Below are 15917 nucleotides of genomic sequence, written 5' to 3'. Positions count from 1 at the left end.
CTCATATTGAGTAGATATTTGTTTAACTTGCCATACGCTCGCTTTTAAGGCTGTAAAGAAGCTCACCATTAACCATGCACTCACAATACTTAATGCAAAGAAGCCAATCATGATTTGGCTGCTTCCTTCTGTACTCAGCCACAACTTTAAAAAAACTTCGGCAATCGGCAATAAACCCAAAATCAATAGGACAGACTTGAGCATTACCCAATGAAACTGAGTCAGTTCATCTAATATGAGAAATGCTTTCATTTAATCTCTCCTTTTTAATTGAATAAAGTGCTTTTTATTTATTATGCAAAGCTTTCATTTAAATATATAGCTTATTTTTCTCTACATTTTAACTTTCTTGTAACTATTAAATATGGGAATAATTCTTATTATAAATCTCAAATATCACTATTAATTTTAATTTATATTTTTCAAATATTTATTATATTTTTCTGATTGAGAGAGATTATCAATTCGAATTTATCAGTTTATCTTTTTAACTGAATTGATAATCTCTATTATATTTTCAATTAAGGCTGATAATAAATATCCGCATCATTACCCTCACCACCATCTTTGCCATCTGCTCCAAATGAATACAAATCAAAAGCGCGACCATCTGCCCCAGGAATGACATATTGAATATCGTTTTTCCAACTGTCTTTAGGATAACCACCTTTTACATAGCCACCTGGCATCCAGTTTTTCGCTGTAGCTGGCTGGTTAACCAAAGCATCTAGCCCACCTTCTTGCATGGTTGGGAAATGGCCATTATCAAGCTTGTACTGATCTAAAGCACCCGCTACACCCTTTAATGCAATTTGAGTCGTATCAATTTTGGCTTTTTCACTACGCCCCATGACATTTGGTACGATTAAAGCTGCTAACACGCCTAAAATTACAATTACTACCATGACTTCAATGAGGGTAAAGCCTGAGTGAGGATTAACAAAGCGAAGCTTTGTCCGAACGCAAGATGGAGAGCTCTGCTCGGAATGGCACGATTGTGCAAGTCCGAAAGCTACGCTTGAGGTTTTTTGAGCATCCTTAACGTGCTCTTTTTGTTTCATGACTATCTTCATCATTATCTCTAATATCAAAGTGATTAAATCATATTGTTCATATTTACGATTGGCAGCATAACCGCGATTACAATAACCAGTACAATGCTTGCCATTAAAACCAGCATAAGCGGTTCAAGTAATGCCAGTAAGGTTGAAATAAATGTCGTCACCTCCCGATCTTGCATGGTCGATGCTCGTTCTAACATGCGGTCCAGCTCGCCTGATGCCTCTCCACTTCGAATCATTTGTACCATCATTGGTGGGAAATAACCACTGCGCTCAAGTTGCGTACCTAAGTTACCACCTTCTGTCACACGCTCAGCCGCGTGAGCAATTGAGTCCCGTATGACCCAGTTATTAGTTACTGCTGCACCAATTTTTAAGGCATCAACCAAAGGAACACCTGAACGAGTCAAAATAGATAAGGTACTGGCAAAGCGTGCAGCATTAATACCACGTGACAGTTTACCGAATAATGGCAATTTGAGTGTTAATCGATCAAAAGCATAATGTCCAGCAGTAGTTCTTAAAAACCGAACGAATGCGACAATACCCACCACTGCAAAAAGAATAATAAACACCCAAGCATGTCGAATAAAATCGCTGGCTTTCATTAAAGCGACTGTAATCCAAGGTAGAGCATCTTTATTTTGATCAAAAGTTTTTACAATCTCTGGCACAACATAAGTCATTAAGCCCATCACAATACCAAAAGACATCAGCATTAAAATGATTGGATAAATCATGGCGCCTTGAACTTTCTTTTGCATGGCAAAGCGATTTTCGGTGTAATCCGAAAGCTGATCTAAAATGAGATCTAAATGTCCTGAACGCTCGCCAGCAGCCACCGTTGCAATATAAAGGTCAGGGAAACGTCCAGACTGCTGCATACCTTGTGCGAGTGAATGGCCTTCTAAGACTCGAGAACGCACAGATAATAAAAGATTTTGCACATGTGTTTTTTCACTTTGTCTGCTCACGGCGCGTAAGGCTTCCTCAAGTGGAATAGCAGCAGCAACCAAGACCGAAAGTTGTCTGGTCATGAGCGCCAAATCATAAGCACTGAACTTTTTTTGGAATAACCCCTGACTCTGATGTTTATCTTTTTGTTCAACCGGATCAACGCTAATTGGTGTCCATGCTTTATCACGTAATTGTTGGCGAATCTGGCGTGCTGAGTCTCCCTCAAGCACCCCTTTTTGCTGCTTCCCTGAAGCATCAATGGCAGTAAATTGATATGCAGGCATGGTAGTGTTCTAATTTTCCAAAAATAATAGTCGCTGCTGTTGCATCTATGCTACGCAATCATTCATATTCGTTCTATAGCCTGTGTAGAATACCCAAGTCCTCTTCACGACGCTATGCCGTTTTTTAAAATTGACGAAATGAGCCTCTATGACCATAACGCCAAAGCCTGATTCAGTTGTTTATCGTGTGCGTGTAGCCGTACCTGTGCATCTGTACGACACTTTTGACTATACACTCACCCAAGCACAATATGAACGGGCTCACGTAGGCTCACGCGTCGCTATTTCATTTGGACGCCAAAACCTGATTGGCATCATTACTGAAAAAGTGAACCCAAATGAATCATTTACTGGCAAATTTCAGCTTAAAGCCATTTCTGAACTTTTAGATGATGAGCCTATTTTAGATGAACAAGTTTTAAGTTTATTGACATGGTCAGCTCAGTATTACCAATTTCCAATTGGTGAGGTCATGCAAACCGCCCTACCCGCATTATTGCGTCAAGGCAAACCAATGGATGTTTTGTTCCATCTTTGGAAAATCACACCATGTGATAATGTGGAAGTACTTCTTAAACGTTCTGTTAAGCAACAAGACGCGTATCAAATTTTAAAGTTACACCCTGCTGGAACCACAGAGAACATTCTTAATTTAAGTGGTGTAGAAACAGCTACGCTTAAAGCACTTCAAAAGAAAGGACTGGTAGACTGCTCGCTTGAACCACACGACTTTAGCCCATCGCCTGTTCAATTGGCACAAATGCCGCTCACGCTAAATGAAGACCAAAAGAAGGCAACCCAGCACGTCATAAACGCGCAGCATCAGTACCAGGCCTTCTTGTTAGATGGTTTAACAGGAAGTGGTAAAACTGAAGTTTATCTGCACATCATGCACGAAGTGCTAAAGCAAGGTAAACAAGTATTAGTTTTGGTCCCTGAAATTGGTTTAACTCCTCAAACCATTTCTCGTTTTAAGTCTCGTTTTAATTGTGATATTGCTCTATTGCACTCTGGCTTAAATGACTCTAAACGTTTACAAGCATGGCAACAGGCTCAGACTGGCAAAGCATCTATTATTTTAGGAACACGCTCTGCGATCTATACGCCACTGCCACGTTTGGGTTTAATCATTTTAGATGAAGAACATGACCTGTCCTATAAACAGCAAGAAGGCTTCCGCTACCATGCACGTGATGTCGCACTTTATCGAGGTCACTTGCAAAACTGCCCTGTTATTTTAGGTTCAGCAACACCGAGCATCGATAGTTATTATTTGGTCGAAACTGGCAAATTAACTGCACTGCAACTTAACCAACGTGCAGGCCATGCGCTTTTACCTAAAATGCATTTGATTGACCTTAAAATTGTCAAAAAACAGCATGGAATTAGCCAACCATTAATCGAACAGATTAACAATACCCTAGCCAGAAAAGAACAGGTTTTAATCTTTTTAAACCGTCGTGGCTATGCACCTGTACTGGTGTGTGAAAGCTGTGGCTGGCAAGCAAATTGTCCGCATTGTGATGCACATTTTACTTTGCATACTCAGCCTTATTCTTATTTACACTGCCACCACTGCGGCACTGTTCATCGCTTGCCCGATCACTGCCCTGAATGTCAGCAAAAAAGCCTAAAAACCTTGGGTGCTGGAACAGCTAAGGTTGAAGAACACTTACAAGAATTATTTCCAGATCATGATGTCATTCGGGTCGATCGTGACAGTACCAGTCGTGTCGGAAGCTGGCAAAAAATTTATGACCGTATTCATCAAAACAAACCAACAATTTTGCTCGGTACTCAAATGTTGGCAAAGGGTCACCATTTTCCACATGTGACCTTGGTTGCTATTTTAGATATTGATGCGGGTTTACTCAGTGTAGACATCCGTGCACCAGAACGTACGGCGCAACTGATTGTGCAAGTCGCTGGTCGTGCAGGTCGTGGTGAACACAAAGGCCATGTTTATTTACAAACCTTAAGACCTGATCATCCATTACTCATCACACTCATCGAAAAAGATTATCGCGCGGTTGCCAAACAAACGCTGGCTGAACGTAAAGTTGCTTTGCTGCCGCCTTATCGCTATGCAGTTCTAATACGAGCAGAATCCAAAGATCGTGACTATACCTTACAATTTTTAAATGAAGCTGCCGAGCAACTTCGTCAAGTGGCTGGTGAGATTGTTGATATTTGGGGACCTATTCCAGCGCCGATGGAACGTAAAGCGGGACGCTACCGTGCCCACATGGTGATTTTATCTACCGACCGTGCTCGCCTACATTTTTACTTAAGACAATGGTGGTCTCAATTGGTTCATGCTCCAAGACAGCATCAGCTCAGGCTATCAATTGATGTCGATCCGCAAGAATTTAATTAGATGATTTGAATATCATGGTGTGAAGAAGCCTTTTTGGCTTTACACTTAAAAGAGACTAATACATTCGAGGCAATGAATGTCATTCCTACTGCAAGCAACAATCTTTCTTGGAGCTTCTCTGATTTTAGTCCCTCTTGGCAAACGCCTAGGGATAGCAACAGTTTTAGGTTATTTATTTACAGGAATACTTCTAGGTCCTAGTGTTTTAAATATTGCACATGACCCTGAAGCAATTATGGAACTTGCCGAGTTCGGTGTCATTTTATTGATGTTCCTGATTGGTTTAGAACTAAGACCACAGCGCTTGTGGGAAATGCGTGACTCTATTTTTGTGATGGGAAGTCTGCAAGTCCTCATTAGCGGTGGCGTACTTATGCTGATCATACTATTACTGTTTCAACAGCAGCTTTCTGTCAGCTTTGTCATTGGTTTTGCCCTTGCACTGTCTTCTACCGCTTTTGTATTACAGCTTCTGACTGAAAAGCAGCAACTCAACACGACTTATGGTCAGCAGTCTTTTTCGATTTTGCTCTTTCAAGATATAGCGGCTATTCCCTTACTTGCCATCATTCCATTATTGGCAGGAACAGAATCAACCCATCACGGGATCGCTTATTTTGCGGCGATTATTGCGACCTTTACTGGCTTGTTTTTGTTTAGTCGCTATGTGATGCGTCCATTCTTCCGCTTTGTTGCAAAAAGTGGCGCGACTGAGCTTATTACAGCAGTAGGATTATTTATTATCCTTGCTGTTGTCTTGCTTATGGATACTTTAGGAATTAGCACCACATTAGGCGCGTTCCTCACAGGCGTATTATTAGCAGATTCAGAATTTCGCCATGAAGTTGAAGCGAGTATTGCGCCATTTAAAGGTTTACTACTTGGCTTATTCTTTATGACAGTGGGTATGACCACCCAGCTGTCACTACTCATTGAAATGCCGTTACTTATTATTGGTGGCGCAGTCGGCTTATTACTCATCAAAACACTGATATTAACTGCGATTGCTCGCTATAAAAAATACAGTTGGAATAACAGTTTGCTTTTAGGTACTTGCTTGGCACAAGGCGGAGAATTTGCTTTTGTCATTTTGAGTCTTGCAAAAAGTGAGAAGATTTTAACTCAAGCTCTATTAGAGCCAGTGACCCTTATTGTGACGTTGTCGATGGTCCTTACCCCAGTGATTTACTGGATTATGGCAACTCAGGTCATGCCTTTGTTTAATAAAGAACGTCCACCTGAGTACGATGAAATTCCCGAGCAGGATAACCCAATTATCATTGCTGGTTTTGGTCGATTTGGACAAATTATCGCGCGTATTGCCCGCCTACAACATTTAGGCTTTACTGCTATCGATAACAATCTTCAGCAAGTCGACTTTGTTCGTCGATACGGCGGTAAGCTCTATTATGGTGATGTAACCCAGCCTGATTTATTACGTTCTGCCGGTATAGAAAAAGCCAAAGTATTTATTTTGGCAATTGATGATGTCGAAGACTCCATGAATGTCGCACGTCATCTCAGATTAAATTATCCACACTTAAAGCTATTGGCCCGTGCTCGTGACCGCCACCACGTGCATCTTTTAAGGGATTTAGGAGTTGAAAATATTTGGCGTGAGACGTATTTATCATCATTAGGAATGGCTTATCGCGCCCTGCGAGAACTCGGAATTTCTGATGAACAAGCTTATAGCAATATCGAAATCTTTCGGGATTATGATGAGAAATTGCTCATACAGCAGCAAAGTATTTATACTGATGAACAGAAGATCTTTGAAACACATCGTAATGCCTTAGCCGAGCTTGAACATTTGTTTGAAAGTGATGCACAGCAACAGGCTACATCAAAACATGATGTTAATTTAAAGCGTCATTTACAACCAAATCGCATCGACATTACAAGAGATCATCTAGAATAACTTGAGATTTCAGAAAATGGCTATATTAAGGACTTATTCACATTGCCTAAATAATTGGACAATGGGCACAAAGCTGCCCCTGTCCGGCTTGCGGCTTCGCTGCATTTCCTAAGCTTGATTAAAACGAAATAGTTATACTCTGCTTAGGGCCCTGGAGAATATTATGTCTGATTTACGCCAACGCTTTTATATAGAGAACTTTCCAGTACGTGGAGAAGTAGTTCATCTAGAAGAAGCCCTACAAACTATCTTAGCTCAACGTGACTATATGCCTGCGGTTAAAATTCTGCTAGGTGAAATGTTGAGTGCGACTGCATTACTTGCAAGTACACTAAAAATCAAAGGCCGTATCAGCTTGCAAATCCAGGCTAGCGGCACCTTCAAATGGGCGATGGCTGAATGTAACCATTTAGGAGAGGTTCGTGCTTTAGCGGACTATGAAACCGACCCTCGCTTTGTTGAAGCAACAGACAGCAGCACAGTTCTTGGCGCTTTAGTTAATCCAGTTTTATTTATTAATATTGAACCGGAATTTGGCGAACGTTATCAAGGGATCGTGCCGCTTGATCAAGTGAATTTAGCGGGTTGCTTGATGCAGTATTACGATTTATCTGCTCAAATTCCAACTCGCATTGTGTTGGCAAGTACGGATAAGCGTTCTGGTGGTTTACTGATTCAACTCTTACCACGCCATGATGAAGAAGAGCAAAACTTGGTCGATGAAGATTTATGGCCACGTTTGACGATGTTAACCGAAACCTTAAAAGCTGAAGAGCTTACCAATTTAGATGCCAATGAAATCTTATATCGTTTATATAACGAAGAAGAAGTTCGTTTACCAGAAATTGAAGCATTAAAATTTGGCTGTACATGTTCAAAAGAACGCTGTGCAAATGCCCTGATTCAAATTGGTGTAGACGCTGTTCATGAAACCCTAGAACAACAGAACCCGATTCGTATGGATTGTCAGTTCTGTAATACGCAATATACCTTTACCGCTGAAGAAGCTTTAGGATTATTTGGTGAACATTTAAGTTAATATTTTAACTTTATAAAAAGGCGGTTATACCGCCTTTTTATTTAGCTGTATTTTTTGATGATAATTTTCAACATGTTAATTTAAATAGGATAATATAAGGCTACTTTATAGCCTAATAAATAAGATGTCTAAATACCATGAATTATTTTGATTATTTTCTCTTTATTTTTAGTGTAGTTATCATGATTGCGACCCCTGGCCCTGTCATGATTTTAGTTGCAAGCGCTGGACTTAAAGGGGGCTATAAAAAAGCACTTGAAACCATTTTTGGTACAAACCTAGCATCCCTTGTCTTAATTTTTATTTCAGTACTCGTTTTAAAAGGAGTGCTGAGTGTTAATGATAGTTATCTCAATATCATTCGTATTTTAGGCTGCCTATATATTGGCTATTTGGGTTTTAGTATTCTTAAAGAAGTGATTCAAGCCCCTCATCCAGAAGCGATACAAACAGTTTCAGCACAAAGTGGCGGCTTTAAAAAAGGTTTTCTCGTCGGTATTTCAAACCCAAAAGATATTATCTTTTTCTCGGCTTTCTTTCCGCAATTTGTCTCTATTACCCCTCAATTAAATTTAAGTTTAACCATACTCACGCTAACATGGATTGTTTTAGATTTCCTTACCCTATCTCTGGTTTATATCTTTTTCCGCCGCCTTTCTAACAGTCATTTATATCCAAAAATATTGGGCCTATGCGGTTTATTACTTCTACTTATTGCCCTTTACGGCTTATATCAAAGTTTCCTCTAAATCATGAGAGGTATAGGCCTCATTTACCTATACCTCTTTCTATTAATTTCATTTTGGAATAGAACAACTCTTATACAATCTAGCTTATTAAAAACTCTAAAAATCGTTTCATAATGAAATAAACAACACCATCGTGATAAAACATTATGGCAAAAAATTATTATGAAGAATTAGGGGTTACACGCAAAGCCTCTGCTGATGAAATTAAAAAAGCTTATCGAAAATTAGCCCGTAAATATCATCCAGACATCAGCAAAGAAAAAGATGCAGAAGAAAAAATGCAGGCAATTAATGTTGCCTACGACACATTAAGTAATGCAGATAAAAAAGCCGAATATGACCAGATGTTAGATCACCCTCAAGGTTTTAATCACTTTGGTCAAGGTGCTGCACAAGGCGGCTTTGATGGAGCACAATTTTATCGTCAAGGCTTTACAGGTGGTGAGCAAGCAGACTTTAGTGGTTTTGAAGATTTATTTGGTCGCTTTGGTGCAGGCTTTGGCGGTGGACAACAGCAATATCAAAGACAACAACGTAGTTACCGCGGTGAAGATCAACATGCCAGCATAGAGGTCGATCTTGATATTGCCTATCATGGTTCAACCCAACAAATTACTCTACAAATTCCAACCATAAACGCTTATGGTGAGCCTGAAGTTCAACGCAAAACACTTCAAGTCAAAATACCAAAAGGCATGAAAGAAGGTCAGCAAATCCGCTTAAGTGGACAAGGCCAGAGTGGAATTAATGGTGGTCCTAACGGCGATCTTTATATTGAAATCCAGTATAAAGATACCGACCGTGTTCATGTCGAAGGCAGTGATGTATATCTGACCGTAGATATAGCGCCGTGGGAAGCGGCATTAGGTCAGGGTATTGAAGTAAAAACACCAGCTGGACCTTTAAACGTCAACTTACCTAAAAATGCAAAACAAGGACAACAGCTACGTTTAAAAGACAAAGGGATACCAAATAAAACGCCAGGCCATCTCTATTTAATTTTAAATATTGTATTCCCGCCTGCAAATTCTGAAAAAGAAAAAGAAGCCTATCAGCAACTAGCAGAAGCCTTTGCTTCTTTCGAACCTCGTTCATCTCATTAGGGAGCAAGATCATGACAACCATTCACTATCGAGAAATTGTATATGACGGCCATACCTTTAATGCGGAGGTCGTTGATGAACAATATACATTTGACTTACAACAATTTGCCCAAGCTTGCGGCCAAAGTCCTGACTGGATTCTTCAGTTAATTGAATATGATATTTTATCAGTTGAGAATACACCTGAAGCGCACCAGTTTATGGGCGAAGATGTTGCCCGTGCTCGTAAAGCGTATCGTCTGCAACGTGACTTTGATGCAAGCTTAGCAGCAGTTGCTGTGATGTTAGATTTGATTGATGAAGTGCAACAACTTAGAAAACAGTTGAAGCATTTTCATTGAGATTTTTTCTTCTAAATAACCTTCTAAACAGGCATGAATTAAAGTGATAGGCGGCATGGATGCCGCCTTTTGGACTGCGGTAACATGGATGTACCGTCAGTCCAATAAGGGGTTTTGTTACTTTTGCCCAGTCAAAAGTAAGGACATGCCTATACAAAAAAAATCTAACTAATCTCTATATTTGAGGCAATGCTAATAAATCGTCTTTATTCATTTTTGAAAATTACTATTACTTTAACCGAGTAATCTTTTCCACTTCCTTCAAAGTCTGCTTAATCGGCTCATATTCCAAAAACCAAAACAAATTCATTCGATCTTGACGTTGTTGATGAGCCAGTAAATCAATCACACTTTTTTCACCGCGCCCCACCAAATGCTGTCGATAAAAATAGTACAAAAGCAAAATCGTACTCAGTAGCATGACCCCAAGCATAATCCAGAAACCAATAGGAGATTTAAGCCCTGGAATAAACTCAAAATTCATTCCATAAATGCCTGTTAAAAGCGTAAGCGGTGCAAAAACAGCAGTGATAATAGCAAGAATCCGCATGTTTTCATTGGTCTGGTTTGCAATTGCAGAAAAGTGCAAATCAATTGCCGATTGAATAGCATTACGTAGACGCAAAGTATGTTTTTGAATACGCTCAACATGACTCATCAAATCATTTACACGTACCAATAAAATATCTTGAGAATTACGAATATGACTACCGACCACATGATGGTAATTTTCTACAATTTCATCTCGAAATTCTTGTAAGGTTTCGATTTGCTCTTCGCATAAATTTTCGACCTGTTGAAAGGCCATATTTTCATGGAATAGCTGGTGCCACTGCTTGAAACGGCGATTACCTTGTAATAGTTGTTGTTGCCAATGCTCGACTCTTCTCGTCAACGGTGAGCGAATATCAAGATAACCATCCACCATACTATTTAAAAGTCGCAACGATAAATCGACGGGTGAATTTGGTAATTTACGGGTTTTATTCTGCTCTTCTAAGGTTTTACATAAAATATTTTCAAGACGTTGAATATAGTTTTCAATCGACTTATTTCCCTGCTCACGCACACTAATTAGCACATCGGGGGTCAAAATGAAACTAATGGGCGTCATCGCTAATCCAAAAACACTGTCTTGGGATTCAGCATGTTTAATTTCATCATCAGGTGTAACCAACTTTTTAAAAATCAGCAGGTCATATTCTTCAAGCGTGTCAAATGCGCAGGGATGCTCAATATTCGCGATGTCCCGCATATGAAATTCATTAATCACCACGCCTGAAAGCTGTTGAATTTTTTGTTGCCATTCTTCGTTATGGCTCACCACATCGGTTCTGACACTATCAATCCAGAAAAACTCCAGAACATGTTCACTATGCTGTTCGCGGCTTAAAAAGACATAGCCGTCAGCTTGATGGCGATAAAAGTAATAAACCTGCATTCCACAATGATCTGTTTTTGTATTACTTGCATCATGCCATAAAAAAAGTCCGCATCAAGCGGACTTTTTCATGTCACTAGAACAATTATGCTTGTTCAATGTCTTTCATAGTCAATTTAATACGACCACGATTATCAACATCAGCAACTTGTACTTTCACTTCCTGACCTTCTTTAAGAACATCAGTTACGTTCGCAATACGTTCATTTGAAATTTGCGAAATGTGAAGAAGACCATCAGTACCCGGCATAATGTTTACAAACGCACCGAATTCTACGATACGGATTACTTTACCGTCATAGATTTTACCTGGTTCAACTTCAGCAGTAATGGCTTGAATCTTAGCAATTGCAGCTTTAGCAGCAGCTTTAGTTTCACCAAATACGCGTACTGTACCGTTGTCTTCGATATCAATTGCAGCTTTAGTTTCTTCAGTAATTTGACGGATAGTTGCGCCGCCTTTACCAATAACATCACGGATCTTGTCTGGGTTAATGTTAATAACTTCAAACGTCGGTGCATGAGCACTGATTTCAGCACGAGCGCGTGAAATGACTTTATTCATTTCATTCAGGATATGCATACGACCAGCAAACGCTTGGTTTAATGCAACTTCCATGATTTCTTCGGTAATACCTTCAATCTTAATGTCCATTTGAAGTGCAGTAATACCGTTTGCAGAACCTGCTACTTTAAAGTCCATATCACCTAAGTGATCTTCATCACCTAAGATGTCAGAAAGCACTGCGAAACGCTCGCCTTCTTTTACTAAGCCCATTGCAATACCAGCAACTGGAGCTTTAAGTGGAACACCTGCATCCATAAGTGATAATGAAGCACCACATACAGAAGCCATTGAAGATGAACCGTTAGATTCAGTAATGTCAGATACAATACGAATTACATACGGGAAGCGATCAGCAGCAGGAAGAACAGCTTGAACACCACGGCGTGCTAAACGACCGTGACCAATTTCACGACGCTTAGGACCAGATTCACGGCCAGTTTCACCTACAGAGTATGCAGGGAAGTTATAGTGCAACATGAAGTTATCAGTTTTAGTACCAGCAAGGGTATCAACCATTAACGCATCACGAGTATTACCCAAAGTTGTTGTTACCAACGCCTGAGTTTCACCACGTGTAAATAATGCAGAACCATGTGCACGATCTAATACGCCAACTTGAACGTCGATAGCACGAACAGTTTTAGTATCACGACCATCAATACGTGGCTTACCTGACAAGATGTTGTCACGTACTGTACGGTATTTAAGGTCTTCGAATAATTCGTTTACTTCATCAGCAATACCAGTTTCGTCATTTTCTGGAACGAACTGAGCTACAGCTTCTGCATAAAGTGCATCAAGCGCTGCATAACGGTCTTGTTTAACCGCAATTGTATATGCTTCAGAAATTTTCGCTTCGAAAGCTGCTTTTAATTGCTCAAGAAGAGCTTCGTTTTTAGTTGGAGCAACCCAAGTTGATTCAACAGCACCAGCAGCGGCAGCAAATTCTTTAATCGCTTGAATTGCAATTTGCATTTCGTCATGACCGAAAAGCACAGCACCAAGCATTTGGTCTTCTGAAAGTTCTTTCGCTTCAGATTCAACCATCAATACAGCAGATTCTGTACCTGCAACCACAAGGTCAAGGTCACTTTCTTTCAACTGTTCGAAGTTCGGGTTAAGAACATATTCACCGTTGATTAAACCAACACGTGCGCCACCGATTGGACCACGGAAAGGAGTACCAGCAATAGACAATGCTGCTGATGTACCAAGCATTGCTGCAATGTCAGCATCCATAGTTTTGTCAGAAGAAACAACAGTTGCCGTTACTTGAATTTCGTTAAAGTAACCTTCTGGGAACAACGGACGAATTGGACGGTCAATAAGACGTGAAATTAACGTTTCAGCTTCAGAAGCACGGCCTTCACGCTTACCGTAACCACCAGGGATACGACCAGCTGCATATTGTTTTTCTTGATAGTTAACTGTTAACGGAAAAAAGTCTTGACCCGCTTTTGCTTTAGGTTGAGCAACAACTGCAACTAAAACAGTTACGCCACCCATAGTGATTAAAACTGTGTTTGCTTGACGTGCAACGCGACCCGTTTCTAAAACGACTTGATGTTGACCGAATTGGAATTCTTTACGAACGATATTAAACATTGACATGTATTGTATTTTCCTAATTTTATTCTAGTGAGACCCCTAAGGTTTGGCATTCAGACTACACCGATTGGTAGATAAATGACAAAGCTTAGAAGCCATCACACTAGATCAATTATTTAAAATAAGTTAAACGCAAAGAAGGAGCGCACAAGCGCCCCTTCTAAAAATCACTTAACCTAACATTAAGTGAAACTCTCTTTTCAGCGATAAAGCATTGCGACATGCGAAATAGCGAAAACAAAGTGAAAATCGAATTAACGACGTAAACCTAAAGCACCGATCAAAGCAGTGTAACGACCGTGGTCTTTACCATTTAAGTAGTCGAGCAATTTACGACGTTGGTTAACCATACGGATCAAACCACGACGGCTGTGGTGGTCATGTTTGTGAGCTTTGAAGTGACCTTGTAAATCATTGATTTGAGCAGTCAATAAAGCTACTTGAACTTCTGGTGAACCAGTGTCATTTTCAGCGCGAGCAAATTTAGCAATGATCTCTGCGCGGTCTGCATTAGTTAAAGCCATTCGATTTCTCCGAGATGCTTAAAAAAGTAAACGATATGAATCAGTTGAGGCAACTGACTGCCGTGCATCACTACAGCAAGTCGCCTATTTTAAGGTATCTATAGGTGGATTGCAAAATAGTTTTCAGTAACTTGTCATTTTAGACACTGACATCAGGTCCTTAACCCTGCACACTAGCCTTGAATAAAAAGAAAGAAGCGCGAGGGACGTGTGAAATTTTTTTCAACCAACACTTGTCCAGTACCGGACAATATTGAGCAAGTCATTCGACAAAAAGATGAAGTTGCTGCTGAACAGGGTGGCATGAGTGAACGCCAGATTCAAAAAATCTGGAACAGTTTAGAAGCATTATATAAAACCGGAAATTATCCACTCATTACTTTTTGTCTACGCAGACAAGGTAAAGTTCTACTGAACAGAAGCATTGGATATGCTCAGGGGAACTCTCCAGCAGGACTACAAGAGAATGCCTTGATTGCGACTCCAGATACCCCAGTTTGCCTGTTTTCAGCATCAAAGATGATCACAGCTATGTTAATTCATCTATTAGATGAAAAAGGTGAAATTAATTTACTCGATCCCGTGAGCTATTACATTCCCGAATATGGTGTTAACGGTAAGCGCCGCGCAACGATCTTTCATTTATTAGCACATCGTGGTGGCATTCCCTATATTGATGGCGATGTCACCCCAGAACTATTATTTGATAAAGACGAAATTTTAAAACGTTTATATGCTGCCAAACCTGTGTCTCCTGCTGGTAACCACCTTGCCTATCATGCTGTTACGGCAGGTTATATTTTAGGAGAAGTCATTGAACGGGTGACTGGGCAGGATTTACGTGACTTTGTGCATCAGACTATCGAAAAACCGATGGGAATGCCTTATTTCAACTATGGATTGAAACCAGAATACCGTCCAGAAGTTGCCTTAAACTGTGCAACAGGTCTGCACCCTCGCCTTGGTACCGATCACTACCTTAACCATGTTTTAGGTGGCGGTTTACAACTTGCAGTTGATGTCACTAATGATAGTCGTTTTATGGACACCATTTGCCCAGCAGGAAACATCTATACCAGTGCAGAACAAGCTGGCCGATTCTTTGAAATGCTTTTAAGTGGAGGAAGCTACGGCGGTCAGCAAATCTTCAGTGAGAAAACGATTTTCAGAGCAACACTGCCAACCACAGGCGTTAACATTGACCGTACTTTGCTAATTCCAATGCGCTATGCTTTGGGACCAATGTTAGGTAGCAATCCTGTAGGACTTTTTGGTCCAATGTCAGGGCAAGCATTTGGCCATTTAGGGTTCTCCAATATTTTATGTTGGGCAGACCCTGAACGAGATATCAGTGTTTCTCTATTAACAACAGGTAAATCTGTCGTTGGGACACACCTTCCTGCTTTAGCCAACGTGCTTTATCAGATTTCAACACAATGCCCACGCATTCCTAGAGATCAGCGCCGATCTTTATTTGGTAGCGACGCTCATGAAACCAACTTAGTGTAAATCAAATAAAAAACCCAAGCATTTCTGCTTGGGTTTTTTGCGCTGTAGTTTTTGTTTATCGTGTTATTACTGTTTTTATTGTCGTTGGTGAGATGCTAGACACATCCTTCTTGTTGTTTTAACTGACTTCCGTTGTTTTGTTTCTATTTCCTTATGTGAGGTATTGTGACATATCCAATTATGAAGAAAAGTAGTATTTTTCTTATCATCATGTAAGCAAAAACGTACAGGTCTGTCTAATATTTAATATATAACGATTTTTACCCCATTATCGTACAGTTCTGTATAACATTTAACTTAACAATTCACAGGAAAAATGGCTGTTTAAAAATCATATTACAGATAAATATATTGATATTATTGATATAAATTTTTAAAATAAATTACACTCAATATGGACTTAAATCCTAACTTTTCTGATAATTTTTAGAAGTA

13 protein-coding genes are annotated in these 15917 nt (G+C 39.9%); 7 read left to right on the top strand and 6 right to left on the bottom strand.

Annotation, left to right across the window (positions count from 1 at the left end):
- From HUN22_RS00695 to gspF, 3 genes are all read right to left on the bottom strand, one after another.
- Positions 1 to 252 (bottom strand): hypothetical protein (locus HUN22_RS00695; RefSeq protein WP_174726138.1); only part of this gene is annotated, 252 nt, incomplete at its 3' end.
- A 269-nt stretch (positions 253 to 521) separates the two neighbouring features.
- Positions 522 to 1073, bottom strand: coding sequence for a type II secretion system major pseudopilin GspG (gspG, locus tag HUN22_RS00690; protein ID WP_174726140.1), 552 nt, complete (start codon positions 1071 to 1073; stop codon positions 522 to 524).
- A 23-nt stretch (positions 1074 to 1096) separates the two neighbouring features.
- Positions 1097 to 2302 carry a type II secretion system inner membrane protein GspF gene (gspF, locus tag HUN22_RS00685; RefSeq protein ID WP_174726137.1) on the bottom strand — a complete coding sequence of 402 codons (1206 nt, stop codon included), beginning with the start codon at positions 2300 to 2302 and terminating at the stop codon, positions 1097 to 1099.
- 148 nt (positions 2303 to 2450) lie between these two features.
- Between gspF and HUN22_RS00680 the strand changes: the two genes are divergently transcribed.
- The 6 genes from HUN22_RS00680 (at position 2451) to HUN22_RS00655 (ending at position 9832) form a co-directional block, all read left to right on the top strand.
- Positions 2451 to 4679: a primosomal protein N' gene (locus tag HUN22_RS00680; protein WP_174726136.1), complete on the top strand. Its 2229-nt coding sequence runs from the start codon at positions 2451 to 2453 to the stop codon at positions 4677 to 4679.
- Positions 4680 to 4755: 76 nt separating this feature from the next.
- Entirely contained in the window at positions 4756 to 6600 is a 1845-nt protein-coding gene (locus HUN22_RS00675; protein ID WP_174726135.1) for a monovalent cation:proton antiporter-2 (CPA2) family protein, read from the top strand.
- A 163-nt stretch (positions 6601 to 6763) separates the two neighbouring features.
- Positions 6764 to 7639: an Hsp33 family molecular chaperone HslO gene (locus HUN22_RS00670; protein ID WP_174726134.1), complete on the top strand. Its 876-nt coding sequence runs from the start codon at positions 6764 to 6766 to the stop codon at positions 7637 to 7639.
- 137 nt (positions 7640 to 7776) lie between these two features.
- On the top strand, positions 7777 to 8388 hold the full coding sequence (locus tag HUN22_RS00665) for a LysE family translocator (protein ID WP_174726133.1): 612 nt from the start codon (positions 7777 to 7779) through the stop codon (positions 8386 to 8388).
- A gap of 146 nt (positions 8389 to 8534) precedes the next feature.
- Positions 8535 to 9491: a DnaJ C-terminal domain-containing protein gene (locus HUN22_RS00660; protein WP_174726132.1), complete on the top strand. Its 957-nt coding sequence runs from the start codon at positions 8535 to 8537 to the stop codon at positions 9489 to 9491.
- An 11-nt stretch (positions 9492 to 9502) separates the two neighbouring features.
- On the top strand, positions 9503 to 9832 hold the full coding sequence (locus tag HUN22_RS00655; protein ID WP_174726131.1) for a chaperone modulator CbpM: 330 nt from the start codon (positions 9503 to 9505) through the stop codon (positions 9830 to 9832).
- 229 nt (positions 9833 to 10061) lie between these two features.
- Here the strand turns inward: HUN22_RS00655 and HUN22_RS00650 are convergent, their stop codons facing one another.
- The 3 genes from HUN22_RS00650 to rpsO all read right to left on the bottom strand — a co-directional run bounded on the left by HUN22_RS00650 (position 10062) and on the right by rpsO (position 13973).
- Positions 10062 to 11273 (bottom strand): magnesium transporter CorA family protein, encoded by a 1212-nt coding sequence (locus HUN22_RS00650; RefSeq protein WP_174726130.1) that lies wholly within the window; start codon positions 11271 to 11273, stop codon positions 10062 to 10064.
- A gap of 85 nt (positions 11274 to 11358) precedes the next feature.
- Positions 11359 to 13446 carry a polyribonucleotide nucleotidyltransferase gene (gene pnp / locus HUN22_RS00645; RefSeq protein WP_170814194.1) on the bottom strand — a complete coding sequence of 696 codons (2088 nt, stop codon included), beginning with the start codon at positions 13444 to 13446 and terminating at the stop codon, positions 11359 to 11361.
- 257 nt (positions 13447 to 13703) lie between these two features.
- Positions 13704 to 13973 carry a 30S ribosomal protein S15 gene (gene rpsO / locus HUN22_RS00640; RefSeq protein ID WP_002114951.1) on the bottom strand — a complete coding sequence of 90 codons (270 nt, stop codon included), beginning with the start codon at positions 13971 to 13973 and terminating at the stop codon, positions 13704 to 13706.
- A 210-nt stretch (positions 13974 to 14183) separates the two neighbouring features.
- On the opposite strand from rpsO, the gene HUN22_RS00635 reads away from it, so the two are divergent.
- Complete coding sequence (locus HUN22_RS00635) at positions 14184 to 15482, top strand: serine hydrolase domain-containing protein (protein WP_174726129.1); 1299 nt, start codon at positions 14184 to 14186, stop codon at positions 15480 to 15482.
- Positions 15483 to 15917 lie beyond the last annotated feature (435 nt).

Source organism: Acinetobacter lactucae (assembly GCF_013344765.1).
In the GTDB taxonomy this organism is placed as follows: Bacteria; Pseudomonadota; Gammaproteobacteria; order Pseudomonadales; family Moraxellaceae; genus Acinetobacter; species Acinetobacter lactucae_A.
The sequence above is the reverse complement of the archived record's forward strand: the minus strand, read 5'-3'. Positions and strand labels throughout refer to the sequence as shown.